This is a genomic window from Streptomyces sp. BHT-5-2 (assembly GCF_019774615.1).
Lineage (GTDB): Bacteria > Actinomycetota > Actinomycetes > Streptomycetales > Streptomycetaceae > Streptomyces.
Map to the genome: position 1 here is coordinate 1,385,254 of NZ_CP081497.1, position 25,117 is coordinate 1,410,370.

At 68.3% G+C, this 25,117-nt stretch carries 19 protein-coding genes and 2 pseudogenes; 9 read left to right on the forward strand and 12 right to left on the reverse strand.

Annotated elements, in window-relative coordinates:
- The first annotated feature begins 131 nt into the window (after window positions 1–131).
- On the forward strand, window positions 132–362 hold the full coding sequence (locus tag K2224_RS34080; protein WP_221911006.1) for a hypothetical protein: 231 nt from the start codon (window positions 132–134) through the stop codon (window positions 360–362).
- 15 nt (window positions 363–377) lie between these two features.
- Here the strand turns inward: K2224_RS34080 and K2224_RS34085 are convergent, their stop codons facing one another.
- Window positions 378–1,910, reverse strand: a complete 1,533-nt coding sequence (locus K2224_RS34085) for an ISL3 family transposase (protein WP_260693455.1) — start codon at window positions 1,908–1,910, stop codon at window positions 378–380.
- Between the two features lie 269 nt (window positions 1,911–2,179).
- On the opposite strand from K2224_RS34085, the gene K2224_RS34090 reads away from it, so the two are divergent.
- From K2224_RS34090 to K2224_RS34105, 4 genes and pseudogenes are all read left to right on the forward strand, one after another.
- A complete protein-coding gene (locus K2224_RS34090) occupies window positions 2,180–2,911 on the forward strand; it encodes a bifunctional 2-polyprenyl-6-hydroxyphenol methylase/3-demethylubiquinol 3-O-methyltransferase UbiG (RefSeq protein WP_221909692.1) in 732 nt (243 codons plus the stop codon).
- A 104-nt stretch (window positions 2,912–3,015) separates the two neighbouring features.
- Window positions 3,016–3,845 (forward strand): annotated as a pseudogene (locus tag K2224_RS34095) (IS5 family transposase).
- 249 nt (window positions 3,846–4,094) lie between these two features.
- Window positions 4,095–4,967 carry a DUF6083 domain-containing protein gene (locus K2224_RS34100; RefSeq protein WP_221906916.1) on the forward strand — a complete coding sequence of 291 codons (873 nt, stop codon included), beginning with the start codon at window positions 4,095–4,097 and terminating at the stop codon, window positions 4,965–4,967.
- A 52-nt stretch (window positions 4,968–5,019) separates the two neighbouring features.
- Window positions 5,020–6,486: pseudogene (locus K2224_RS34105) on the forward strand (UvrD-helicase domain-containing protein).
- Window positions 6,487–6,736: 250 nt separating this feature from the next.
- Here the strand turns inward: K2224_RS34105 and K2224_RS34110 are convergent.
- Window positions 6,737–7,501 (reverse strand): AfsR/SARP family transcriptional regulator, encoded by a 765-nt coding sequence (locus tag K2224_RS34110; protein WP_221906915.1) that lies wholly within the window; start codon window positions 7,499–7,501, stop codon window positions 6,737–6,739.
- Window positions 7,502–7,866: 365 nt separating this feature from the next.
- Here K2224_RS34110 and K2224_RS34115 point away from each other — a divergent pair, with 365 nt between their 5' ends.
- The gene (locus tag K2224_RS34115; RefSeq protein WP_221906914.1) at window positions 7,867–11,763 is read left to right on the forward strand and encodes a type I polyketide synthase; all 3,897 of its coding nucleotides are present in this window, start codon (window positions 7,867–7,869) and stop codon (window positions 11,761–11,763) included.
- A gap of 80 nt (window positions 11,764–11,843) precedes the next feature.
- Here K2224_RS34115 and K2224_RS34120 read toward each other — a convergent pair whose 3' ends face one another.
- The 10 genes from K2224_RS34120 to K2224_RS34165 all read right to left on the reverse strand — a co-directional run bounded on the left by K2224_RS34120 (window position 11,844) and on the right by K2224_RS34165 (window position 21,406).
- Window positions 11,844–12,431, reverse strand: a complete 588-nt coding sequence (locus tag K2224_RS34120) for a flavin reductase family protein (protein WP_221906913.1) — start codon at window positions 12,429–12,431, stop codon at window positions 11,844–11,846.
- Between the two features lie 6 nt (window positions 12,432–12,437).
- A complete protein-coding gene (locus K2224_RS34125) occupies window positions 12,438–12,740 on the reverse strand; it encodes an acyl carrier protein (protein WP_221906912.1) in 303 nt (100 codons plus the stop codon).
- Between the two features lie 54 nt (window positions 12,741–12,794).
- The gene (locus K2224_RS34130) at window positions 12,795–14,072 is read right to left on the reverse strand and encodes a glutamate-5-semialdehyde dehydrogenase (protein ID WP_221906911.1); all 1,278 of its coding nucleotides are present in this window, start codon (window positions 14,070–14,072) and stop codon (window positions 12,795–12,797) included.
- 51 nt (window positions 14,073–14,123) lie between these two features.
- Complete coding sequence (locus tag K2224_RS34135) at window positions 14,124–15,698, reverse strand: amino acid adenylation domain-containing protein (protein WP_221906910.1); 1,575 nt, start codon at window positions 15,696–15,698, stop codon at window positions 14,124–14,126.
- Window positions 15,695–16,735 (reverse strand): hypothetical protein, encoded by a 1,041-nt coding sequence (locus K2224_RS34140; protein ID WP_221906909.1) that lies wholly within the window; start codon window positions 16,733–16,735, stop codon window positions 15,695–15,697. The genes K2224_RS34135 and K2224_RS34140 overlap by 4 nt, the downstream gene beginning before the upstream one ends.
- Window positions 16,735–17,649: an acyl-CoA dehydrogenase family protein gene (locus K2224_RS34145; protein WP_221911007.1), complete on the reverse strand. Its 915-nt coding sequence runs from the start codon at window positions 17,647–17,649 to the stop codon at window positions 16,735–16,737. Before K2224_RS34145 ends, K2224_RS34140 begins: the two co-directional genes overlap by 1 nt.
- A 174-nt stretch (window positions 17,650–17,823) precedes the next feature.
- On the reverse strand, window positions 17,824–19,077 hold the full coding sequence (locus tag K2224_RS34150) for an acyl-CoA dehydrogenase family protein (RefSeq protein ID WP_221906907.1): 1,254 nt from the start codon (window positions 19,075–19,077) through the stop codon (window positions 17,824–17,826).
- The gene (locus K2224_RS34155) at window positions 19,074–19,328 is read right to left on the reverse strand and encodes a phosphopantetheine-binding protein (protein ID WP_221906906.1); all 255 of its coding nucleotides are present in this window, start codon (window positions 19,326–19,328) and stop codon (window positions 19,074–19,076) included. Before K2224_RS34155 ends, K2224_RS34150 begins: the two co-directional genes overlap by 4 nt.
- 25 nt (window positions 19,329–19,353) lie before the next feature.
- Window positions 19,354–20,652 carry an alanine racemase gene (locus K2224_RS34160; protein ID WP_221906905.1) on the reverse strand — a complete coding sequence of 433 codons (1,299 nt, stop codon included), beginning with the start codon at window positions 20,650–20,652 and terminating at the stop codon, window positions 19,354–19,356.
- Window positions 20,653–20,920: 268 nt separating this feature from the next.
- Window positions 20,921–21,406, reverse strand: a complete 486-nt coding sequence (locus K2224_RS34165) for an Lrp/AsnC family transcriptional regulator (protein ID WP_260693647.1) — start codon at window positions 21,404–21,406, stop codon at window positions 20,921–20,923.
- Window positions 21,407–21,586: 180 nt separating this feature from the next.
- Here K2224_RS34165 and K2224_RS34170 point away from each other — a divergent pair, with 180 nt between their 5' ends.
- From K2224_RS34170 to K2224_RS34180, 3 genes are all read left to right on the forward strand, one after another.
- Window positions 21,587–23,041, forward strand: coding sequence for a gamma-aminobutyraldehyde dehydrogenase (locus K2224_RS34170; RefSeq protein WP_221911009.1), 1,455 nt, complete (start codon window positions 21,587–21,589; stop codon window positions 23,039–23,041).
- Between the two features lie 133 nt (window positions 23,042–23,174).
- Window positions 23,175–24,356 (forward strand): spermidine/putrescine ABC transporter substrate-binding protein, encoded by a 1,182-nt coding sequence (locus tag K2224_RS34175; RefSeq protein ID WP_221911010.1) that lies wholly within the window; start codon window positions 23,175–23,177, stop codon window positions 24,354–24,356.
- Between the two features lie 113 nt (window positions 24,357–24,469).
- Complete coding sequence (locus K2224_RS34180) at window positions 24,470–25,084, forward strand: HXXEE domain-containing protein (protein ID WP_221911011.1); 615 nt, start codon at window positions 24,470–24,472, stop codon at window positions 25,082–25,084.
- The last annotated feature ends 33 nt before the right edge of the window (window positions 25,085–25,117 follow it).

Genomic DNA, 25,117 nt, shown 5'->3' on the forward strand with positions numbered 1-25,117 from the left:
CTTCGTGCGAACGGCGAACGTTTGCCGAGCAGATGTCGGGGCTGACCCGGAGGCTCAGCAGGTGGACCGAGCGATTGCGTTCGACTCCCGCCGCGATCGGTCTCGCCCTTGCCGGCCGGGCTGGTGCCCGGATGGCCCGGGTCTTCGGGGTGTCCATCAGTCGCAGCGCGGTGTTGCGGCTGCTCGACGGGTTGCCTGAACCGGAAGTCCCGGCCCCGCGGGTGGTTGGTGTCGATGAGTACGCGACGGGCAAGGGCCGGGTCTACGGCACGGTTCTGGTCGATGTCGAGACCCGCCGGCCGGTTGATCTGCTGCCTGACCGGGGGCTGTCGAACAGTCACGTAATTCGGCTCAGTCGCTGATCTTGTGATCGGGGGTCATGCTCGCTGGAGGATGCGAATCCGGAGGAGGTCGAAGTTAGCCCGGCCGTATCCGTCCCTTTTGATCCGTTTGACTTGCGTGTTCTGACCCTCGACCTGGCCGGAGCTCCAGGAGCTGGACAGGCCGGCGATGACGGCGTCCTGGTCCCGGCGCAGACCGTTGACCAGGGAGTGCAGTGCGGGGAGGTCGTCGTGTTCGACGCGTTCCATCCAGGCGGGGAGTTCGCTGCCCGTCTTGTCCCGCATCATCGTGGCGAAGTCGCGGACGTGCTGGGTGACTGCATCCAGTTCGGGACAGCCGGCACGGATTTCCTTGAGCGCGAGGGCGTCCTCGTCCGGGAGGTTGCCGGGGTTCGTCGTGATCCGTCGGACGATACGGCGGGGGCGCGGTGCCACACGGGGCGCTGGCGGTGCGGTGGCGGAGGACTTGAAGGGACGCAGGTAGCGTCGGGTGGTCTGGATGCTGCCTGGGAACCCCAACGCCCCGATTTCTGCGTGGAGTTGTGCGCTGTCCCGGCAGCCCTCGTTCCACCGCTGGTGGAGGTGGGCCGTGTACGGGTCGAGGATGCTTGCTCGGTTCGTCGCTTTGACGAGCAGTTCGTCGATGCTGGTGGCGCGGGCGAAGCGGCGCACGGTGGACCGGTCCAGCCGCAGCGTCCGGCAGATGCCCTCCAGCGAACTGCCGTCGGCCAGAAGTTGCTGTACGGCGGTGTACCGCTCCTTCGTCCGGATCACCAGGCGGCGCTCGCGCCCGCAGGCATCGAGCGTGGAGGCAGCTACGGGTGGCGGCAACTGCCAGATATCGTCTCCGGGCGGCGGGCTCGCCGGTACGGAGGTCGCGAACACGGTCCGGACGCAGGCATGATGGGTACCGACGGTCTTCTCCACCGCTTCACCCAGATTCCTCCACAAATGCCAGCCGTCGGCAATCTGTGACGCCTGCGGGGCGCCGGAGCGGGCTCCCTCGGCATAGGCCCCGCCGCGGTCCCTACAAACGATCTCCACCTCGGGGTGGTCGCGGAGCCACGCGGCCAGCGGCTCGGCCTCGCGCCCCGGCAGCACGTCGACGGGCCGCCGCTGCTCCAGATCCACCAAGATCGTCGAGTACGAGTCGCCCTTGCACATGGCGAAATCGTCAACCCCCAACACCCGAATCTGCCCCACCGGTTCCTCGGGAAGGGCCCGGAGCAGGCGTAACAGCGTGTCCTTCGCCACTGGCATCCCCAGGACCGCCGCGAGCCGGCTCCCCGGCCGCCCGGCCAGAGCCACCGCGATGCTGGTCAGCATCCCCCGCAGCAGCGGGGTGAAGCGGGCGTGCGGGCTGGTCAGCCCGGTCACCTGCTCGACGAACGTCACGGCCGCGCAGGCCGTGTTGAGGCACCGGAACCGGCGCACCAGCAGCTCGATCACCACCCGGGCACCGCTGATCGCCGCATCCGACAACCGCCGCAGATACCGGCCATGCACCCGGCTGGACGCACGGCCGCAGTGCGGGCACCGTCCATCGGCCGCACGCACGCGGGCATGCATGGTGATCGCGCCGACCGACCGCTCCACCAACTCCACCACGACACCGGCCAGATGAGGAACAAGCGCCTCAAGACTTCGCGAAGTACACGCGAACCATGATCACAGTCGCGCCACCTGGAGATCACCCGATCACAAGATCAGTGACTGAGCCCGTAATTCCCCATGGCTGACGTCACGTAGTTGGCCAATTGGTCGCCTGTGCAGGCTGCGTCGTGTTCCGTCGCCGTAATCTGGTTGAGGGCCATGATGGGTCCGTGGACACTGTCGCGGTGTACTCAGACGCTGATGCTGCTGCGTTGTATGACTTGCTGAACCCGTGGGATCCGGAGCGATGGTCCGGCGACGCGTTCTATGCCGAGTTGGTGATGGCCGCAGGCTCAGTGCTGGACGTCGGCTGCGGCACCGGATCGATGCTGCGCTGGTCGCGCGAGCACGGTCATGTCGGGCGTCTCGTGGGCCTTGATCCGGACCCCGCTGCCCTCGCCCGCGCCCGGCGGCGTGCCGATATCGAGTGGATCGACGGCATGGCGGCTGGCGCGAAGTGGGAAGCTGAATTCGACCTTGCGACGATGACCGGCCACGCGTTTCAGTTCCTGGTCACTGACGACGATGTCCGTGCTTCGCTCGGCGCGATCCGTGCCGCACTGCGCGAGGGCGGCAGGTTCGCTTTCGAGACCCGCCATCCGCGGGCGCGAGCCTGGGAGGCATGGAATCCGTCGAACGCAACGGACATCACCGACGCGGCCGGCCGGATCCTGCGTGTTTGGCATGAGGTCGAGGCCGTCGTCGACGGTGCGGTCACGTTCACCGGGACGACCGCTGATCCCTATGGCACCGTGTTGCGTGTCGACCGGGCCAGCCTGCGCTTCCTGGATGTCCTGGCACTCGACGCGTTCCTGGCCGAGGCGGGCTTCGAGGTCGAGGCCCGTTATGGTGACTGGCAGCGCGGACCCGTCACCCCGGTGAGCCAGGAGATCATTACCCTCGCCCGCCGACCGTAGGCGGGGCAGATCCCCTGCAGCGGCGGGGGATCGGGGCGCGGGTCCGGGCAGCGCGTCTGCTAGGCGGTGTCTTCAAATGATCTCGAGTGGTGGATCATGGTCGGGTGATACGTCGTCATGAACTGTCGGATGCGGAGTGGGAGTTCGTCCGGCCGCTGTTGCCGGAGTCCTTGCGGGGGCGGAAGCGGTTGGATGACCGCACCGTGCTCAACGGGATCGTGTGGAGGTTCCGGACGGGGGTGGCCTGGCGGGATGTGCCCGAGCGGTGCGGCCTGTGGGCGACGCTGCACACCCGCTTCCGCCGATGGGCGCTGGACGGCACGTTCGAGCGAATGCTGCGGGCCGCGCAGACGAGGGCGGACGCGGCGGGGGACGTCGACTGTCTGGTGTCGGTCGACTCCACCGTTGTCCGCGCTCGCCAGCACGCAGCCGGGGCCCGAAAAGGGGGCTCCGCAGCCCGGCACTCGGACGGTCCGGAGGTGGTCTGACCAGCAAGATTCACCTGGCCTGCGACGCTGTCGGCTGCCCGCTCGCCTTCACCGTCACGAGCGGCAACACCAACGACTGCACCCGGTTCACCGCGGTGGAGGCGATACGGGTGCCCTGGCCTGGCCCTGGACGGCCACGAATCCGGCCTGCCCACGTGCGGGGAGACAAGGGCTACAGTTCCCGGGCCATCCGGACCTGGCTCAGACGGCAGGGCATCGCCCACACCATCCCCGAACGGGCCGCCCAGATCCGCAACCGGCTCCGGCGTGGCAGTCGAGGAGGACGCCCGCCCGCCTTCGACAAAGGGCTCTACAAACTGCGCAACGTGGTCGAACGCTGCTTCAACCGCTTGAAGCAATGGCGCGGCATCGCCACCCGCTACGACAAGACCACCGAGTCCTATCAGGCAGCCGTCACCCTCGCCTCGCTCCTGATGTGGGCGTGACATTTGAAGACAACTCCTAGGCGTCCCCGTCGACCACCTCCTCGGCACCCTCTGCGAGGGGCACGCGCCCCCGGCCGGCACCGCCGAATAACCCCCACGGTCCAACTCCGGCGGATCACCCGATCCAGCAACCCCTTGCGGACGCGTGTACGTAGATTCGAACGTGTTTGCATGGAGATTGGTCCGTATGCGGGACCGCGGCGGCACTGACACCGTGTTCCCGGCGCGCCTCCTGTCACCTTCACGGACATGCGCTCCACCACTACCTCATCCGGCCGCCGATGGGACGGCACCCCCGTCCGACCACATCACCGCCCGCGTGCCCTGCGCGTCGCTGCGGACAGCCCCAGCCGGCTCCTGTGCTCCGCCCAGCCCAGCCGTTGCCGCGACTGCGGCAACCGCATCAACTGGCACACACGCACCAACCACAACCCCATCAGCCTCCACCCGCACGAGGTACCCGCGGCCGGCGTCCCCGCCCCATACCGCTGGCATGTCAGCTCCGGCATCGCCCACCCCGCACACGACGGCACCCCCTGGTGCCGCATCCCCCACACCGCCCTCTGCCCCACCCACCCCACCGACGAGCCCCTCACCCCGAAGCTCACCGAACTACGCCGCCGCCTGGCCCTATACACCCGACACCTCATCGACACCGGCGCCTTCATCCCACAATCCACCCAACCCATCACACCAACACGGCCGACTGCCTGCCGACCAGCAAGGCCGGTGGTGCAACTGCTCTACTGCCGCTACCTCGCCCCCACCCCCCTCGACAACATCCAGTGCGTCGCCCAGACCCGTCAACGCCACCGATGCACCCACCCTGTCCTCTCCCCACAAGCACCAGCGGGAACCTGGACACTCACGCCCGCGACACCACACCGCGGACAACTTGCCTTTCCCACCTCACAGATGGCCCTCTACAACCTCAACCACCTGCCCTACCCAGAACAGCTGCGCTGGCGCGCCCAACGATGCCCCCTCCACGCCGCCCCCTCACAGGCACCAGACCTGGCGCTGGCCGAATGGGAAGTCTTCGACCCCCTCCTGCACCACACCCACATCCACACCCGACTGCCTACCGCCACCCGACGCCGCCGTTCCGCAGCCGACCGATAGCACCACGTGCCCCCTCCACGCCCGCACCCGCCACCGACCAGACGGAACCCACGTGCTCAACCCCACCGACGAACAGACAGCAGCAGCCGACGCCTTCCACGCCGGCGACCACCTGGTCCTCTAAGCCGGCGCCGGCACCGGCAAAACCACCACCCTGGCCCTCCTCGCCCACGGCACCCAACGCTGCGGCCGCTACCTCGCCTACAACCGCGCCATTGCTCAAGACACCGCCACCCGCTTCCCCGCCACCGTCACCTGCAAGACCGCACACGCCATGGCCTACGCCGCCCTCGGCCACCGCTTCGCCCGCCGCCTGGGCGGCCCCCGCCAACCCAGCTGGCGCACAGGACCGGCCCTCGGCATCACCAAACCCCTGCGCATCGGCGACCACGACATCAGCACCCGCACCCTGTCCAACACCACCCTGCGCACCGTCACCCGCTTCTGCCGCTCCGCCGACGACCACCTGGACTCCCACCACGTGCCCCGCTTGCGCGGACTGGAAGACGACGCCCTGCACACCCAGTTCGCCCGGACCATCGTGCCCTTCGCCCGCAAGGCATGGGCCGACCTGCAACACCCCGAGGACGGAGTGGTCCGCTTCGACCACGACCACTACCTCAAGATCTGGGCTCTCACCCACCCACAGATCGCCGCCGAATTCCTGCTCCTGGACGAGGCCCAGGACACCAATCCCGTCGTCGAGCAGATCTTCACCGCCCAACGCGACCACGCCCAGCTGGTGATGGTCGGCGACTCCGCCCAGGCCATCTACCACTGGCGCGGCGCCCGCGACGTCATGACCGGATTCGAAGGCACAGCTCTGGCCCTGTCCCAGTCCTTCCGCTTCGGCCCCCGCCTGGCAGCCGAGGCGAACCGGTGGCTGGCCGTCGCCGATGCCCCGATCCGCCTGAGCGGCACCGAGATCGTGCCCACGGAAGTAGGGCCAGTGGACCGCGCGGATGCGGTGCTGTGCCGCACCAACGTCGGCGCCATGGCCACCGTCATGGACCTGCTGGCCACCAGAGCCAGAGTGGCCCTGGTCGGAGGAGGAGAGAGCCTGCAGGCCCTGGCGCTTGCCGCCCGCGACCTCAAGGAGGGCCGCCGCACCGCACACCCGGAACTGGTGCTGTTCACCTGCTGGGGCGAGGTCCAGGACTACGCCGCCCACGACCCGGCCGGCCGTGACCTCCAGCCCCTGGTCGACCTCGTCGACACCCATGGCACTGACGCTCTTCTGGCCGCCATCGCTCGCATTCAGCCCGAGGAGCAGGCGGAGGTGACCGTCTCCACAGCTCACAAGGCCAAAGGCCGCGAATGGCCCTGCGTCCGCATCGCCAACGACTTCACCCCGCCCGAAGACACCGAAGAACACGACGCGAGCGGCCGCCCCCTTCCCGGCCCCATCGACGAGAGCGAAGCTCGCCTGGCCTACGCCGCCATCACCTGCGCCCGCCAACACCTCGACCTGGGCGGCCTGTCCTGGATCAACGATCACCCTGACGGACGCCCATCATGAGCATGCGGCACACGCTTCCCAAGACCGTTATGGTGCCTGCCCACTCGTCCGCGCGCTGATCCACGACGGCAGTGGGATCCGCATTGTAGGGGTGGAAGGCCGACGGCTGGCAGACATATCTCGGGTCCGGGAAGCGGCGATGCTCGCGGGCTCCGGCGATACCACCGCAGCATCCGGCCAGGGTGCCGAGGCGTAAGAGAGCGCGGTGATGACTGACGCCATCTGCCAGGCGGACTGTACCGACTGGCGTCTACGCGGTCATGGCACCGGCGAGGCGGAGGTCCGAGTGGTCGGCGAGGATGCGCTGGTGGAGTCTCTCAACCGCAGACCCGGGTTCGACTCCGTATGCCTCGGCGAGGAGCTTTCGCAGCCGGCGGTACGCGTCGCATGCCTCAATTCGCCTTCCGCTGCGGTACAGGGCCGTCATGAGTTGTTCCACGACACGTTCCTGAGGCGGATCCATTGAGGCGCGGGCCCGTAGCTCCGGTATGAGTTCTCGGTGCTCCCCGAGGTGAAGCCGGGCATCGACAAGTCCCTCGGCCACCAACTGCCGTTCTTCATCCAGTTCCATGACGAGAGGCCAGACGTCAGGAGAGTCGGGGACGTCGGTGAGCACTGGCCCGCGCCACAGGTCCGCCGCCTGTCGTAGCAGCCTGCCTGCCGCCGCGTAGTCGCTGGCGGACAGAGCCTCGCGGCCGCGGGAGGAGAGGTCCCTGAACTCCGCCAGATCCAATTCCCCGGTGCGGACCTCGATCAGGTAGCCGGCGGGGACGGTTCGTACCCTGTCGGCTGCGGAGCCCAAGGCCCGGCGCAGCGCGGCGATGTGGGTCCGGAGGGTGCTGCCGGCCATAGGGCGTGTGCCCTGCGACAGCCACTCGCACAGTTTGGTCTCTGGGACCGGTCCATCCTGGAGCAGCAGCGCGGTCAGGAGCTGTCGGACCCTTCCGCGTGGCAGCGCCACCGCGGCGCCGTCGTCTCCTACGACGCGTAATGGTCCGGTGACTTCGAATCGCATAGGGCCCCCTCTGATTGAAGATCAGTCGCGTCTCGGGCATACCTTATGGCCGGACCCAAGGTTATTCATAGACTAGAGTTCAAGAATTTTCGGACAGCTTCCGTCGTGATCGATGTGGTGTTGTGTCGTGCCTGGCCGGGCCAGCATTCCGGGTGACCGGTATGTATCGCACTCAAGGGAGGGGCCTTGCTCCGCGCTGCTGAAGTGTGTGTCCCTCATCAAATCAGGCCCAGTTGAAGGGAGTTGTGACTAGAGTTCAGCTCGAAGCAAGCCTGGAGGCCAAACTTGACCCGCGGTGCAAATTTGGCCTGAGTTAGCACCAAATCGCTGCCCAGGCAGCGCTGACATCGACGGGGTGAGCAAGGATGATCACGGGACAGGCGCCTGCCAGAGGATCGGCGGAAGACGCCGTCGCTGTAATCGGAATGGGCTGCCGCTTCCCTCAAGCGGAGAGCGTGGATCAGTACTGGCGGCTACTCACCGACCAGGTGGACGCCATCACGGAGGTCCCGGGCGATCGCTTCGACATCGCGGAGCACTACGACCCGTCGCCAGGAACGCCAGGGAAGACCGTCTCCCGTTACGGGGGCTTCCTCGAGTCTCCCTTCCACTTCGATGCCGCGTTCTTCGGCATCTCCCCACTTGAGGCCACCGGCATGGATCCCCAGCAACGTCTCCTGCTACAAGTGACCTGGGAAGCGCTGGAACATGCCGGTATCCGGCCGTCGTCCCTGGCGGGAAGCCGTACTGGGGTCTTCGTCGGCCAGGCAACGGCAGAGTACGGCGAGATATCCGCGCGTACGGCCGACACCGATGTGCGGGAGGCCGCAGGGAACAGACTGCGTGCGGTCACCGCCGGACGCGTTTCGTACACCTTCGACCTGCAGGGACCGAGCCTCGTACTCGACACCGCGTGCTCGTCGTCCCTCGTCGCGGTGCACACCGCCAGGCGCAGCCTTCTCACCGCGGACTGCGACCTCGCAATAGCGGCCGGCGTCAACATCGTGCTGTCGGCCACCGACGCGGTGGCCTACTCACAAGGGTCCATGCTGGCCCCCGACGGGCGGTGCAAGTTCGGCGATGCCAGGGCCGACGGGTTCGTGCGTAGCGACGGCATCGGTGCGGTCGTCCTCAAGCGGTTGGTGGACGCTGAGCGTGACGGTGATCCCGTCCTCGCGGTACTCAGGGGAAGCGCGGTCGTCAACGACGGGCGCGGTAGCGGACTGCTGCTCAAGCCCGCTGCCTCCGGCCAAGTTGCGGCCATGTGGGAGGCCTGCATCTCTGCCGGGATCACTCCAGGTCAACTCGACTATGTCGAGGCACACGGCACCGGGACCCGGGTCGGAGATCTGGCCGAGCTACAGGGACTGGCGGATGCCGTGGCAGGAGAGCGTACTCCTGAACGGCCCCTGCGAGTCGGCTCAGTGAAGACCAACATAGGGCACACGGAAGCCGCAGCGGGCATCGCGGGACTCATCAAGGCGGTGCTCGTGGCCCGGCATCGGCTCGTCCCCGGCTCACTTCACCTCACCACGCCCAACCCGGCCTTGGCGGACGGTCTGCCAGTCGAGGTCGTACGAGGTACCGCAGAGCTGACGCCGACGGGGGATGCGGCTGTGGTGGGAGTCAGCTCCTTCGGTATTGCCGGGACCAACGCCCACGTGATCGTGGGGGAGTACACCGGCGGGCAGGCAGAGGTGTCCGTCGTCCCGGCGCCTTCGGAGACGCCCTACCTCCTTGTCCTGAGCGCACGCTCCATGAAGTCCCTGCGCCGTTTGGCACAGTCGTACGCCTCCTACCTGGAGCCGGGTGGCAAGGGGCGGTCACTTTCCCTGGCTGACGTCTGCGCCACCGCTGCGGCCCGCCGTGATCACCATGCCTGTCGACTGTGGGTGGTCGGCGGCACCGCGGACGAACTCGCCGACCGACTGCGTGCCCTCTCCGAAGGAGGAGAGATCGCCGACGGCGGCATCGCCGAGTGCGGCTTCGAGGGGCCCAGGCGCATTGCATTCGTCTTCCCCGGCCAGGGCTCGCAGTGGCTGGGCATGGGCCGCAGGCTGCTCGCGGAGTCAACTGCGTTTCGTGCTGCGATGTCGGCCTGCGACCGGGCCGTGGTGGCCGAGAGTGGTTGGTCGCCGCTGGAGATTCTCACCCGAGGACGGGAGGAGGATCTGGCGGAAATGGACATCGTCCAGCCGCTTCTGTGGGCGGTGCAGATCAGTCTGGCGGCACACTGGCGGCAGCTGGGAGTCCGGCCCGACCTGTGCATCGGACACAGCATGGGCGAAGCGGCGGCAGCGTATGTGTGCGGTGCCTTGCCCCTTGCCGACTCGGCGGCCGTCATCTGCCGCAGGAGCCGGCTGATGAAGCGGCTGGCTGGACGCGGGGCCATGTTGGCGGTGGGACTGTCGGCCCCGGATGCCCTTCGGGTGGCAGACCGATATGGACCCGCGGTGTGTGTAGCCGCAAAGAACGCGCCCCAGGCCACCGTTCTCGCTGGTGACCCCGAGGTGCTCGGCAGGATCGAGGAAGAACTCGTCGCCGCAGGGGAGACGGCACGTAGGGTGAAGGTGAGCGTCGCCTCCCATTCACCCGATATGGACCTGATACGCGACGACCTCTGCGCGGCCCTCGCCGATCTCGCGCCGGCGGCTGTTCAGTCACCGATGCTGTCGACCGTTACCGGTGCCCTGGTGCAGGGCGAGGAACTCTCGGGCGCCTACTGGGTGGACAACCTCAGAAAGACGGTTCGCTTCGTCGACGCCGTGCGCACCGCGGCGATGCAAGAAGACACCGTCTTCATCGAGCTCAGCCCGCATCCTGTGCTGACGCACGCCGTCGAGGAGACACTCGCTGCGGCAGAGGCCGGAGGATGGGCCGTCCCGTCCATGATGCGTGACCAGGACGACACACTCGTGATGGCCCGCGCGCTTGGCAGGCTCTACTCCCACGGTGGTGACATCGACTGGAATCTCTGGGCTGGCGACAAGGCCCGTCCGGTTCCTCTTCCCGGCTATGTCTGGGACGACAGGCCGTTCCGGAGCAGAACGGAGGCATCCGGTCTCACCGAGGTACGAACCGTAGCGCTCGATAGCCCCAGCGTGCCGGTCTCCTTGCAGGGACTCGCTCCCACGCCGCCTGCCATGATCATGAATGCTGCCCTCGACACCGTCACGGAGATGACCGGGCAGCGGTTCGCGCTGGAAAACACGCGGCTCGAAGCGGTCTCCCCGCCACTCCACGAAGACGCGGAGATCCGCGTTCGCGTGGCCGTGGACGCCCCCGACAGCGACGGCAGCCGGTCGGTGACCATGGAGTCGCTCGAAGGCGCCGCGTGTGTCACCACGCTCCGGGCGACCGGGCGCCTTCGGCCCATGACCGGCGAGCGACCCCTGGACGCCAGCAAGGACATCAACATGGCTCTCGCCCGTTGCCGTTCCTATCTGGCTCCCGAAGCCTTCCGGCAGTTGACCCTGCGATGGGGATACGACAAGGAAGAGGGCTCCCTCCCGATCACCCAACTGTGGGCGCGCTCCGGGGAGTCCGTCGCCTGGCTCCGCTTCCCCCAGACCCCCTCCTACGCAGACCTGGAGTCCGGACTGCTGCCGCTGCTGGCCGCCCTGCCGCAGGCACACGCAGGCACCAGTGTCTACATTCCGACTGTCTTCTCTCGCGTCGCCTTCCACGGGCGCCTCACCGCTCAGATGTGGAGCATGACTCGCTTCACACAGGTACGAGGCCGGCCGCCGAGGGGCGATGTCCGGCTGCTGGGGCCGGAGGGGCACCTCCTCGCCGAATTCCAGGGCATCCTGCTGCGCAGGTTGGACACGGGCGGACCACACAGCCGTGGGCGGATCGGCTCCGCGCTGGCTGCATTGCTTTCCCGGGGAATGTGCCCCGACCGCGGGCCCCAGCGGTATCGCGTGACTCCGGCGCTGCCGGCCCCCCACACGCCGATCCGCGTTCCGGCACAGCGGACAGCGTCACTGCCGCAGCAGCCGGCCGGCGTGCGGGATACCGAGGCACCGGCACAAACCTTGCTGCGTTGCCTGGCTGCCATCATGCACAGCGCGCCGCAGGAGATCGAGGTGCGCCGGCCGCTGCGGGACCAGGGGCTCGACTCCTTGATGGCCATGCGGCTCCATAAGCTCCTGCTGGCCGAGGCCGGTGTGAAGATCGCCGTCGGACGTTTGCTGAGCGATGTAACCGTGGCGCAGCTCATGGACGAGCTTTCTCCCACTCTCGCCAGATCACCGGCATGAGACCGCGGACCGGCCGTGTGAGTGCGTGCCGTGCGGCAAGCCGCGGCCGGGTGCGTCGCCCGGCCGCGGCTGTCGCCCAGTCAGACCGTCGACCGTACGTCCCCGGGACGACGTCCGAGGCTGGGAGCCTTCCTGGGAAGTCCGGAGGAGGCCACCGGGTCGCACCCGGATGCGCCTCGTATGCCCTGATACCGGCCACGGTGAAACACCAGCGGGGGCGCTGCGGCCGCTCCGCAGTGACGTACCTCGCCCACGACGATGAAGTGGTCGCCGCCCGGGTGGATCTCCTTGACGTCGCAGTCGATCCACGCCGACACTCCGGCGAGAAGCGGTGACCCCAGCGGGGTCAGGGACCACCGCACGTCGGCGAACTTGTCCGCGCCCGAGTGCGCGAAGACGTTGCTGAGCTGTCGCTGGTGCTCAGCGAGAACATTGACGCAGAAGCGGCCGGATGCCGCGATCGCCGGCCAACTGCGGGACGAGCGGCCGGGAAGCACGACGACCAGCGGCGGGTCCAGGGAGAGCGAGGAGAACGACTGGCAGGTAAACCCCACGGGGGAGTCCGGCGCTCCACCGGTGACCACGGTGACCCCGGAGGGAAAGTGCCCAAGGACCGAACGGAAGGTGTCATGGTCGGGTAGGGCGGCAGTGGAAGGAGGATTTGTCATCCCGCGCTACTCCGTCTCGTCCTGGGCACGACCAGCGGCTTCGCTGACGACGTTGACGATGTCGTTGACCGTCGTGAACACCCGGTCGATGAAGAGGTCGTCCGGGAGCTCGACTCCGAGTTCGTCTTCGAGCCGGATGAACATGCCGACGAACCCGAAGGAACTCACGTTGAGGACGGGGCCGGTCAGGGGCTCGTCGTCACGCAACTCGGTGGGTTCCATGGTGAGGCGTGACTCGGCGATGAGCATGCGCTTCACGATCGTGGCCACTTCAGAGCGGGGCGGGGCGAGACGGGGGTTGGTGGTCATCGCTGTCTCCTTGTCATGGTGATGTGCTCCAGTGGAAGGTCCGCGGAGCCGGCGTCAGGTGTGCGTGTCGACGGTGCCCTCGACGGTCCAGCTGTAGGTGTAGAGGGATTCCAACGTCACCGGCCCACGGACGTGCAGTCGACCGGTGCTGATGGCGAGCGCGGTGCCGATCCCCATCGCGGCGGCGTCGTTCAGCCGCAAGGAGCCGTTGACGACGATCGTCGCCGCGTCGATCCGCTGCCCGAATGCGGCGCGAGCCTCCTGGCTCGCGGCGATAACACCCTCGGTGTGTCCGGAGCCGAAGCGGTTGATGTGCTCGATGGCCTCCGACAGGCCGGAAACGGGGCGTATCGCCAGCGTCGGGCTCATGTATTCGCGGCCGTTGTCGTGCGGACCCAGCCGGGTAGGGTCGATCTGGGCCGACAGCGCAGCAGGGACCCGGCAGACGAGTTCCTGCGGAAGGCGCAAGATGCACCGTTTGGATTCCGGGTCGTGCTCGACGGCCTGATCGAGGGCCGCCAGGTAGGCGTCGACGGCGGAGTCGTCCACCAGGACCATGTCGAGCGCTGTGCAGGCCGCCGGGTCGAAGAGTTTGGAGTCCAGGGTCAGCCGTGCCGCGGCCTGGAGGTCGGCGCTGTGGTGGACGTAGATGTGGTTCACGCCGCCGCCGCTGGCGATCAGAGGAATCCGCGATGCGGTACGGCAATGCTCGATCAAGCTGGGACTGCCGCGGGGAATGATGACATCGATGGCATCATCGCGACGCAGCAGCTCTTTGAGCTGGCGGCGGTCGCTGCTGTCGAGAAGGGTCACCAGGCCCTCGGGGAGTCCGGCATCTGCCAACGCCGCACTGAGAAGCCCGCTGATCGACCTGGCGGTTTCGGTCATTTCCTTGCCGCCGCGCAACAAGACAGCATTGCCGGTCGCACCGCACATCGCCGCGCTTCGGATCGCGATTTCCGCCCGAGACTCGAAGATCATGAGGATGACGCCGAGCGGGCGTCGCACGCGGTGGGAACGTGCCGTCGCCGTGACCAGTGAACTGTCCTGGACAGTAGCCTGGTCCGGCAGGTTCCGTTCGATGGAGACGCAGGCACGCTCCAGGGATATGCGTTGGGCGTCGGTGAGACGCAGACGTTCCAGCAGAGCCTCTGACAGCCCCTGTTCCCGGGCGGCGGCCAGGTCGCGGGCGTTGCCCTCGAGGATGAAAGGCCAATGCTCGTCGATGCGTGCCCGGATGGCCTGAACGAACGCGCGGTAGGCGCCGTCGCCTATCGGGGGCGCCGCCATTCTTGCCGCAGACGTGCGGTCAAGAATCTGATCGATGTCCATGGTCGTGCGTGCTCCTTGGGCTCGAAAAATGATGGTCACGGCCGTCGTCCGCTATGGCGCGTTGGTCGGCTTGGCGCTGCCGTCCGCCAGCGCGGTCAGAGCGCGGCGGTCGACCTTGCCGTTGCCGTTGAGTGGCAGTTGCCGCAGACAGCGGTACCGGCTGGGCACCATGTACCAGGGCAAGGACCGCTGCAGATGCGCCATCAGGTCTGCTGCCTCGGACTCTGTACCGGTGTAGAAGGCCACTGGGTCCGCTGTGCCCTCGGGCACGACCACCACGGCTTCCTCCGTCCCAGGGTGGGTGCGCAGCACGGCTTCCACCTCACCGAGCTCGACCCGGTACCCGTGCAGCTTCACCTGGTTGTCCAGACGGCTGTGGTGGACGAGGACACCTGAGGCGTGCCTGGAGACCAAGTCGCCGGTGCGGTAGTACACCTCGGCCGGCGCTGAATCGGAGATCTGTACCGGATGCGCCCGGCCGTCGGCGATGCGGACGAACCTGTTCGTGTTGTCGGCCGGGTCGAGATAGCCGGCGAACCTCTGAGGTCCGCGCACGCATAGCTCACCCTCGTCCCCGACATGGCTGCCCTCGTCCACAAGCACATGGTCGACGAGCGGATGCGGGTAACCGATGGGGACGGTGCCGTTGCGGGTCTGCGGGCGCAGGGAGGGGGAATCGGGCACCTGGTAGCCGGTGCAGGTGATGGTCAGTTCCGTGGGCCCGTAGAGATTCTCCAACCGACTTGCAGGAGCAGCGCGTTGCCAGGCGTCCGCCTGTTCCCAGGTGAGCTGTTCGCCGGCGAAGAGCGACCACTTCAGTCCCGGCATGCTGCCGGCGGGAAGCCGACGCATCCTGCGGGCCAGTGAGATCACCGACGGCACCGAGAACCAGTGGGTGATGCGCTGCCGGTTGATGAAATCGACGGGGTCGTGAAGTTCCTCGCGGGAGGGGACCACGAGAGTGGCCCCGCTGCACCAGGCCACAAACATGTCGTAGACGGAGGGATCGAAGGTCAGATCGAAGGACTGGGAGAACCTGCTCCCCGGCCCGGAACGGCGTTGCCGCGCATGATGCTCGACGTATCCGCACACGTTGCCGTGCCGAATGGGGACGCCCTTGGACCTGCCGGTGGAGCCGGAGGTGAACAGGATGTACGCGGTGTCCTCGGGACCCACCACCGGCGTGTCAGGCAGCCCGGGCTCGGTCCGCTCGGCCGCTGCGAGGAGCTCCTGGCCGGCGACGGCACAGGCGGTGGGACGTCCCTCCCGGACCAGATGAGCACAGACGTCTGCATCCGACCCGACGACGGCGTCCGCCCCGGCGGCGCGGACGATCGCGGTGTTCCGTGCGAGGGGGAACTCAGGGTTGAGCGGAATCACGGTGGCGCCCAGTCGCAGCGCCGCCAGGTATCCCAGGTAGGTGACCGCGTCCCGGCGGGCGTGCAGGGCGACTCGGGCAGGCCGACTGCCACATCGGGAGACCAGACGCCGGGCCAACTGGCCGGCAGCCGCCCACATCTCGTCGTAGGTCAACGAGGTGCCCGCCACTTCCAGTGCAGGCTCGGAGCCGTGGCGCCGGACGGACGCGTGCACGAGAGCCGCGAGGCCGGTGGTGGGTGAGTTCATGGCTGGCTCCTCGACAACGGGGGCTGTGATGCCCAGGACGGCGGGCCGAAGTGGGGGGCGGCGCGCCTAAGGGCGTGTTCCTTCTCCGCGAGGTGTTCGAGGGTCGTGGTGACCAGTGCCGTGCGGGGGCGGCCGCGCAGTGCGGAGTCCGCGGCGAACCGCAGCGTCTGCGGCAGGTGTGCCCATGCACCGTCGGCCTCGTCGACCAGTGCACACAGGTCCGGGCGGGCGACGCCCTCCGTGGCGAGCAGGCGCGTGTAGCGGAACCGGTGGTGTTGGGAGGCGCCCCACAGGTCGTCGAGGAATCCGGGCCGGAAGCCGGCGGTCATGTCCTCGTTCAGTCTGCCGGCGAGGAAGGACCACACCTCCTGGGGCTCATACAGCCACCGACCCTGCGGCTCACCATCCCCTTCCGGGGCGTCTGTCCAGGTCAGCCACCGGTAACGGGTGGGTGGCAGTGCGACGGGGAAACCGAAGACAAGTTGGTTGCGTAGCTCCTGATCGGGTGTGAAGTCCGCCGGGCCGCACATGGCGTCCAAGAGGACGGTGGTGGTGACCCAGCCTTCGAAGGCTTTCTGCTCCTGCCCGGACGCCATCAGGCCCGCGAAGTGGTCCACAGCGTGCCAACGGCCCTGATGCGGATCGTAGGAGTCGACCAGCAGGAAGTGCGGGGCATCGTGCTCCGGCCCTGAGAGGGACCATGGAAGGTGCGAGCTGTGGGTGAGAATCAGCAGACACCCCCGCGACGCGTATTCCTGCCGCAGTGCCTCGGCTACTTCGTCGGGCCGGTCGCTCCCCCGGTAGACGAGAGTGCGGCCCTCCCGGGTTTGGTTGAGTGGTGTGCTGTGGTGGGAGAAGCCGATGCCGTCGGCCAGGTCGGTGCGCACGGCCAGGCGCACCGAGCGTGCGAGGGTGTCCGCCACGTCATCGGCGGGTCGGCATTCCTCCAGGTAGGCCGCGAGGTTCGCGGTGTAGCAGCTGAGTACGCGCCAGCGGCCGAGTCCCCCGTCGAGGGTTGTGCTCTGCGGGCGGCTCATCACGCACCTGCCGTTGCCACTGCCGGTACGAGCGCTTCGGAATGATCGGCGATCAGGTCCAGAAGAGTGGCGGTGGTACCGCCCGCGATCCCGAACATGGCGGTCTCCAGGCGTAGTTGCTGTATGCCGTCAGACTTGAAGCCGTCGGCTCCCATCAAGGGGCCGCAGGTGTCCAAAACGGTGTCCAGGGCTCGTGCGCCGGCGGCCTTGACCACTGCGGTGAGGGCCATCGCCTCATCCAGACCGCCGGGGTTGTCAGGGCGCGGTTGGCTCAGACGGTCGCAGAGCGCCCGGAGGGTCTGGTGGGTGAGGACCGCTTCCGCATAGCGCTGGCGAACCGCCGCGTTGTGCCACAGGGGTGCCCCGGCGATGCGGCGTTCGGACAGGTGGGTTCGCACCTCAGCGAGGACCCGGCCGGCCAGTGCCTCCGCCCACAGTCCGCTGGCGAGGCGTTCACCGGCCATCTGCCGGGCGAACAGGGCCAGCCCGCGCCCCCGTCCACCGATGACGTGGCCGGTGCCGAGCTGGACGCGGTCGAAGGTCAGGTCGCCGAGAGCGGAGCCGTTGAAGGCGGTGGTGTCGGCGGGGCTCCGGGTGACGCCGGGCGCGTCCAGCGGTACGAGGAGCAGGGTGAAGCTGGTGAACTGTCGCCCTGGCGCGTGCCGGGCCAGTACCAGCGCCCACTCGGCTGTCATGGCGTTGACAATCCAGCGTTTGGTCCCGGTCAGTTCGACCCGGTCGCCGGAGAACTCTACGGTGGTCCCCAGACTGGTCAGGTCCGACCCAGGGGCGGCCCCGTCGGTGGCAGCGACGCCGATCTGCGCCGTGCCATCCAGAATGTCCTCGGCCACGGTGGTCAGCCGGTGGGCGGAGCCACGCCAGGCCGCCAGCAGCAGCGGCAGGGCGTTCGCCACCTGGACGCAGACGCTGGGGTGGAGCCCAATGCGGCACGGGCATCGACGTCCGCCAGCAGATTGCGTAGGTGATGCGGATCGTATCCATAGCGAGGGTCGGGTTTGGCGAACACATCGCGCAGCGTGGCGCCGCCGAGTTCGGCCCACAGCCAACGGGTGCGTTGCGCCGCCGTGTCAGACAAAGCGCACCTCGCTGTCCAAGAGGGCCATCGCACCGTCGACGGCGTGGAGCCGGTCATTGCTGTAGTTGAGCGCGGCCGACCGCAGGTCACGTACCGCGCGCTCCAGGCCCAGTTCGGAGTTCTTGAGGTAGCCGTGACGCATACCGACCAACTCGATCAGGTCGTTGACCGCGGCCAGGCACTCCTGTGACGCGGTGAGTTTGACGGCGTTCATCAGCAGTTGATACGGCGCGGCCTGGGGGGACTGCGAGGTCTTGTACACATCGGTGCCGTGTGCGATCAGCGCATGCACCAGATCCAGTCGCTGCCGGATGTGGGACAGGCGACTTCGCAGCAGGTCGGAGGTCATGTCCCGGTGCTTGCGTTCGGCCGGACTGCGCAGCCAGGCGACCGTCCGGGCCAGCGCTCCGGCCGCGGTGCCCAGCCAGCAGGCAGACCAGCCGAGGTGGGCCAGCGGCCCGAAAGTCTCGGTGACGATCTCCCTGAAGCGGCCTGACCCTCCGATCACGTTGCCGTGGGGGACCGCGCCGTCGAAGCGCATCGGGACGCTGCGCGTGGCCCGCATGCCCAGCGGATTCCAGCCGCCGAGTGGCTCGGCCGTCACGTCCTGGGCATCGGCGTAGACCAGCGACACCTGGTTCTCGGCCGCTTCAGTGTCCGCGCGCATGCTGATCAGGTAGCCGTCGGCGTATTCGCCTCCGGTGACAACGGGGGCCATCCGCTGCACTCGCAGGGTGTCGCCGAGGTTTTCCACCGCCTCACCCGCGCTGAGCAGGTATCCGCCATTGCCCACCTCGGTGGTGACGGAGGCGAGATAGACCTCGCCTCGGGCAATTCGGGGCAGCAACTGCTCGGCCAGTCGCGGTGGGCCGTAGCGGACGACGGCCTCGACCTGCTGACTGTGCATGGCGAAGATCATTCCCGAGGAGGTGCACTCCCGGGACAGGGCATGGCTGACCGCGAGGACGTCGTCGACCGTCCCTCCGGGTCCGCCGTAGCGCGTGGGAACGACCAAGCCCAACAGACGGGTCGTGCGCAGGCGGTCCATCACGGCGGTCGGGAAAGCGGCTTCCACGTCGGCGGACGGGGCGTTTTCACGGGCCGTGGCCAGCACGTCGGCCAGCGCCGCGGGATCGACCACGGAGGACGGTCGCAGGTTCAACGGGCTGGTGATGCCCAGTGCCGTGCGGCCCTCTAAGTGCCCTGCCGTGGCGGCCGGTTCTGGAGTGACAAGGGCGGTGCTCATCGCAGCTCGCCTGCCTTCTCGCGGGACTGCTCGACGACCTCCCACAGATTGCCTGCGGTCTCGAAGGTGTGGTCGTTGAGCTTGTCATCGGGTATCGCGGCGCCGTAGGCGTCCTCCAGCGCGAACAGGACCTCGATCGCCTGCATCGAGTTCAGACCCAGTTCGCGGAGCCCGTCGCCCGGGGCGAGCTCACGGTCGTTGGGCAGGTAGGGAAGGTGAGGGCGAAGTACTGCGGTGAACTGCTCGTCCATGTTTTCTCCTGTTGTGAGTCGATGGTCAACGGATCGACAGGGCAGCGTGGTCTGCCGGACCGGTCGCGGTGGAAAGGCTGACTTCTTCACGTCGGGTGCTCAGCTGGGTGGCGCCGACGAACCGGACACCGTCCACGATGATTTCGACGGGCAAGGGATGACTGAGAAACAGTGCCAAGCTGGCGGTCAGCCCGTAGGCGCCGACGTTGGGCACGGCCAGCAGGTCGCCCTCGGCCACCTCTCCGATCGGGTGTTCACCGGCCCAAGTGTCGAGGGGAGTGCACAACGGGCCGCAGATCCTCGCCGGTTCGGCTCCGGACGACTCGGCGACTCTGTGCGAGAAGCGACCCGTGGCGCGCACCACATCGGGCCGCAGCGGCGGGACACGCCGCAGGCCGGCCATGCCGCCCAGGTGGTGGATCCCGCTGTCGAGCACGACGATCCGCTTGCCATGCGTACGTTTGACGTCGAGGACCCGGGTCAGCAGCCGCCCACAGGTGGCAGCCAGTCCCCGGCCCGATTCGAAGGCCACGCGCGGACGGCCCTGGCGCCACCCCGGGAACGTCGTGTCCAGTTCGGCCGAGAGGGCCTCGGCGAGCCCCTCGTTCACTGCGGGCTCTCCGGCCACCGCGTAAGGAGCGGCGAAACCTCCGCCGAGGTCGAGCGTGCCGAACGGCACCTCGAGCATGTCCTGCAGACGCACCGCGATCGCAAGGGCGACGCGGAACTGCGCCATGAGGGCCTCGGTGTCAGGAAGGTTGGTGGCGAGGTAGAGCTGAAGCCCGTCCAGGACCGCGTGCGGATACCGGGTGAATGCCTCCGGCTCGGCGGTGATGGCGGCCTCGTCGGCGCCGAACTGCGAGGGGACACCGGTCATGGTGAGGCCGGCCACTGCCTTGACCCGCTCCGGGTTCACCCGCAGCAGATAGCGAGTGACCGTCCGGTGCTCACGCGCGGCCTCAGCCAACTGCCTGACACCATGGGCGGAATCGACGGAGAAATGACGGACACCGGCGCGCAGGGCCCGGTCGATGTCCTCACGGCGTTTGGCTGGCCCGTTGTAGAGAAACGTCGCCGGGTCCGCACCGGCCCGCAGGGCCACGTCCAGTTCTCCGGGCGAGCTGATCTCAGCACTGCAGCCCTGACCGAGCAGGGTGGCGACCACGTCCGGGTGCGGATTTGCCTTGACCGCGTACAGCAGATCCGTCGGCTGGGGGAGAGCGCGCCGCAGGGCCTGATAGCGCGTGCGGAGCTCCGCGAGATCGTACACATAGCAGGGCGTCGGAAGGGTGGACAGGGCCTCGTCGAGGGTGAGTTCAGACACCGTGTGGCTCCTTCGGCATCTGCGCCAGGCCTGTGTCGGCTCTCGGTTGGAACATCCGGCACAGGGCATCGATACTGCGCAGGTTGTGCGGGACGAGGTCCGGCGCGTCGACCTCCACACCGAGGTATGCGGGTGAAGTGCATCCACAGGTGGTCGTACGCCGTCTTGGAGAGGTCGGCGCTCATGCGCAAGCCTCGCTTCGCTCGGCGGGCTGGCATTCGCGCAGCGCGCACCCCTTGTCGATTCGCTCGCTGTGCTCGCTCATGTGCTATCTCGTTCCCCAGGTGTAGGTCTGCTTCCGGAGCTTGAGGTACACGAAGCTCTCGGTGGATCGGACGCCGGGAAGCGTGCGGATCCGCTTGTTGATCATTTCCAGAAGGTGGTCGTCGTCCTCGCAGACGATCTCGATGATGAGATCGAAGGAGCCTGCCGTCATGACGACGTACTCGACCTCCTCCATGGTCGTCAGGGCGTCGGCCACGGGGTCGAGGTCGCCCTCGACGTTGATGCCGACCATTGCCTGCCGGCGGAGACCGACCGTGAGGGGGTCGGTGACCGCGACGATCTGCATCACGCCTTGGTCGAGCAGCTTCTGTACCCGCTGTCGCACCGCCGCCTCGGACAGGCCGACGGCCTTGCCGATCGCGGCGTACGGACGGCGACCGTCCTCCTGGAGCTGCTCGATGATCGCCAGGGAGACGGAGTCGATCGACGGAGTGCCGGTTCTGTCATGACTGCTATTACGGGGCGCCACGTTCTTCACTGTGCACGAGGTTCGGCGGTATGGCAACCCCGAATCAATGAAATCAGTTGTTGATCGATCGAGATTGCACGGATTCCGTTGTTCGAATGGTGTGGGTGTGTTGAAAACGTGGTTCGCGCGGCTAGTGTGGGACCCCAACCACCGGTACATCCGAACTGAAGGGGGCGCACAGTGACCACCGCACTGCGTCGTCTGCGCAACTACATCGACGGGGAGTTCCGGGACGCCGCCGACGGCCGGACCACGGAGGTGGTCAACCCGGCCACGGGCGAGCCGTACGCCACTGCCCCGCTCTCCGGAGCCGCGGACGTGGACGCGGCCATGGCCGCGGCCGAGGCGGCCTTCCCCGCCTGGCGCGACCTGATCCCGGCCGAGCGCCAGAAGGTCCTGCTCAAGATCGCTGACCGCTTCGAGGAGCGGGCCGAGGAACTGATCGCCGCCGAGTCCGAGAACTGCGGCAAGCCGATCGCCCTCGTGCGCTCCGAGGAGATCCCGCCGATGGTGGACCAGATCCGCTTCTTCGCGGGTGCCGCCCGGATGCTCGAAGGCCGCTCGGCCGGCGAGTACATGGACGGCTTCACCTCCATCGTCCGCCGCGAGCCGGTGGGCGTCTGCGCCCAGGTCGCGCCGTGGAACTACCCGATGATGATGGCCGTATGGAAGTTCGCCCCGGCGCTCGCCGCGGGCAACACCGTCGTCCTCAAGCCCTCCGACACCACCCCCGCCTCCACGGTGCTGATCGCCGACATCATCGGCAGCGTCCTGGACGAACTGGGCCACCCCCGCGGTGTGTTCAACGTCGTCTGCGGCGACCGGGAGACCGGCCGCCTGATGGTCGAGCACCGGACCCCGGCGATGGCGTCGATCACCGGCTCGGTCCGGGCCGGCATGCAGGTCGCCGAGTCCGCGTCCAAGGACCTCAAGCGGGTCCACCTGGAACTGGGCGGCAAGGCGCCGGTGGTGGTCTTCGAGGACACCGACATCGCCAAGGCCGTCGAGGACATCGCCACCGCCGGCTACTTCAACGCCGGCCAGGACTGTACGGCCGCCACCCGGGTGCTCGTCCAGGAGTCCATCCACGACGAGTTCGTCGCCGCGCTGGCCAAGGCCGCCTCGGAGACCAAGACCGGCGCGGTCGACGACGAGGACGTGCTCTACGGCCCGCTGAACAACGCCAACCAGCTGGCGCAGGTCAAGGGCTTCATCGAGCGGCTGCCCGCGCACGCCAAGATCGAGGCCGGTGGCGAACAGGTCGGCGAGAAGGGCTACTTCTTCGCCCCGACCGTCGTCTCGGGCCTGAAGCAGGACGACGAGATCGTCCAGCAGGAGGTCTTCGGCCCGGTGATCACCGTGCAGTCCTTCGCCGACGAGAAGCAGGCGGTGGAGTGGGCCAACGGCGTCGAGTACGCCCTGGCGTCCTCGGTGTGGACCAAGGACCACGCCCGCGCGATGCGGATGTCCAAGGCCCTCGACTTCGGCTGTGTGTGGATCAACACCCACATCCCGCTGGTCGCCGAGATGCCGCACGGCGGCTTCAAGAAGTCCGGCTACGGCAAGGACCTGTCGGCCTACGGCTTCGACGACTACACCCGGATCAAGCACGTGATGACCTCGCTGGACGGCTGAACCGGCCGTCCCCGAAGGGGGATTCCCACCGTCGAGCGGCACGGAACGTTCGACACACCGTCGCGGGCGGAGGCCCGGCAGTGGACGCTCTGTCTCTTGCCGCCTCCGCCCGCGGCACATGAGAGTGCTCACCATGGTTGATCTTTCGCGGCGTTCGCTGCTTCGGGGCATGGGTGGAATCGGTGCGACCGGGGCGCTGGCCGCTCTGACGGGATGCGGGGTGCCGCCGGCGTACGTCGAGCCCGCCGACCGCGAGGCCCCCGACCGCTCCGACCGCGACCACCGGCTGGTCTTCGCCAACTGGCCGCTCTACATCGACGTCGACGACCACGACAAGCAGCGCCGCCCCACGCTCGACGCGTTCCAGAAGCGCACCGGGATCTCCGTGACGTACACCGAGGAGATCAACGACAACGACGAGTTCTTCGGCAAGATCAGTCCCGCGCTGATGAACCGCCAGCCCACCGGGCGCGACCTGGTCGTCATCAGCGACTGGATGTGCGCCCGCTACGTCCGGCTCGGCTGGGTCGAGACGATGGACCGCGCGGCCCAGCCGCAGGTCGCCCGCCACCTCGACCCGCTGCTGGCCTCCCCGCCCTTCGACCCGGGCCGCAGGCACTCGGTGCCCTGGCAGTCCGGGATCACCGGCATCGCCTACAACCGCAAGAAGCTGGGCCGGGAGATCAAGCACACCTCCGACCTGTGGAAGCCCGATCTGCGCGGCCGGGTCACGCTGCTCTCCGGGCTCGACGAGGCGTTCGCCATGCTGCTCCAGGGCAACGGCGTGGACATCACCCGCTGGACCGCCGACGACTTCCACCGGATGATCGACCAGATACGCGGGCTGGTCCGGAAGGGCCAGATCCGCCGGTTCACCGGCAACGACTACATCAAGGACCTGGACTCCGGCGATGTGCTCGCCGCCCAGGCGTACTCCGGCGACGTGATCCAGCTCCAGGCGGACAACCCGGACATCGAGTTCGTGGTCCCCGAGGAGGGCGCGGAGCTGTGGGCGGAGAGCATGATGATCCCCAACCTCGCGGCCCACAAGCGGAACGCGGAGCGGCTGATCGACTACTACTACCAGCCGGAGGTCGCGGCCGAACTGGCCGCGTGGGTCAACTACGTCTGCCCGGTGCCGGCCGCGCGGGAGGTGCTCGCCTCGTCCAAGGACAAGGAGCGGGCGCGGCTGGCGGAGGATCCGCTGATCTTCCCCGACGCGGCGATGCGCGAGCGGCTGGCGATCGCGCGGGACATCACGGCCAAGGAGCGGACCGGGTTCGCCAAGGAGTGGAACGCGATCGTGGGGCTGTAGGGCGCGTCCGGGGCGCGGGGCCCAGCCGGGCCCGGTGCCTGCCGGGGCTGCCCTTCGCGGGCGCGGTGGGGCGGTGTGAGGGGGTGTCAACCCCCGTGTCAGACTCCGGAGTCATGTCGCCCGAGAGAGTGTGGCCGCCGGTTCCCGTGCTGCCGTCGAAGCCGTCTCCGTGTTCCCGGCGTTCCCCACGAGAGCGGGCCGCCGCGCCGGCGGGTGTCCCGGCGGCCGTCACGCTGGGGCTGTTCGCCGCCTGGGCGCTGCACGACGCCGAGGAGGTGGCGTTCGGGCCGCGCTGGGTGCGGGAGAACGTACCGGCGCTGCGGAAACGGTTCCCCAGGGTGCCCGAGCGGGTGTGGCGGGCCATGGAGGGCGTCACCGAGCGGGAGTTCACGGCGGCGGTGGGGGTGATGGCGGTCATCGTGGCCGGCGCGGCGGTGCGCGGGCACCGCACCGGCGGCCGGTCGGCGTACTTCCAGGCGATGCTGGACGGCTTCGGGCTGCACGGTCTGATGCACCTCGCGCAGGCCGCCGCCGTCCGCGGCTACGCACCGGGATCGGCCACCTCGCCCGTGATCGTCGTCCCCTTCACGCTCTGGGCCCGGGGCCGGCTGCGGCGGGCCGGAGTGCTGCGGCCCGCGACCCCGGGCGGCGCGGCACGGGGCATCGCCCTCGCGGCCGCCGCCACCGTCCTCTCCCACGGGGTGGCGCGGCGGCTGGTCGGGGCGTGAGGCGGCGCCCGCCGCGGGCCCCATGGCCCGGTC

Bases quoted from the DNA above. Each gene is read 5' to 3' on its own strand.
- K2224_RS34080 (WP_221911006.1), top strand. From the start codon at position 132: ATGGCCCGGGTCTTCGGGGTGTCCATCAGTCGCAGCGCGGTGTTGCGG.
- K2224_RS34155 (WP_221906906.1), bottom strand. From the start codon at position 19,328: ATGGACGAGCAGTTCACCGCAGTACTTCGCCCTCACCTTCCCTACCTG.
- K2224_RS34125 (WP_221906912.1), bottom strand. From the start codon at position 12,740: ATGACCACCAACCCCCGTCTCGCCCCGCCCCGCTCTGAAGTGGCCACG.
- K2224_RS34180 (WP_221911011.1), top strand. From the start codon at position 24,470: ATGTCGCCCGAGAGAGTGTGGCCGCCGGTTCCCGTGCTGCCGTCGAAG.
- K2224_RS34115 (WP_221906914.1), top strand. From the start codon at position 7,867: ATGATCACGGGACAGGCGCCTGCCAGAGGATCGGCGGAAGACGCCGTC.
- K2224_RS34140 (WP_221906909.1), bottom strand. From the start codon at position 16,735: ATGAGCCGCCCGCAGAGCACAACCCTCGACGGGGGACTCGGCCGCTGG.
- K2224_RS34135 (WP_221906910.1), bottom strand. From the start codon at position 15,698: ATGAACTCACCCACCACCGGCCTCGCGGCTCTCGTGCACGCGTCCGTC.
- K2224_RS34085 (WP_260693455.1), bottom strand. From the start codon at position 1,910: ATGCATGCCCGCGTGCGTGCGGCCGATGGACGGTGCCCGCACTGCGGC.
- K2224_RS34120 (WP_221906913.1), bottom strand. From the start codon at position 12,431: ATGACAAATCCTCCTTCCACTGCCGCCCTACCCGACCATGACACCTTC.
- K2224_RS34110 (WP_221906915.1), bottom strand. From the start codon at position 7,501: ATGCGATTCGAAGTCACCGGACCATTACGCGTCGTAGGAGACGACGGC.
- K2224_RS34100 (WP_221906916.1), top strand. From the start codon at position 4,095: ATGCGCTCCACCACTACCTCATCCGGCCGCCGATGGGACGGCACCCCC.
- K2224_RS34130 (WP_221906911.1), bottom strand. From the start codon at position 14,072: ATGGACATCGATCAGATTCTTGACCGCACGTCTGCGGCAAGAATGGCG.
- K2224_RS34175 (WP_221911010.1), top strand. From the start codon at position 23,175: ATGGTTGATCTTTCGCGGCGTTCGCTGCTTCGGGGCATGGGTGGAATC.
- K2224_RS34150 (WP_221906907.1), bottom strand. From the start codon at position 19,077: ATGAGCACCGCCCTTGTCACTCCAGAACCGGCCGCCACGGCAGGGCAC.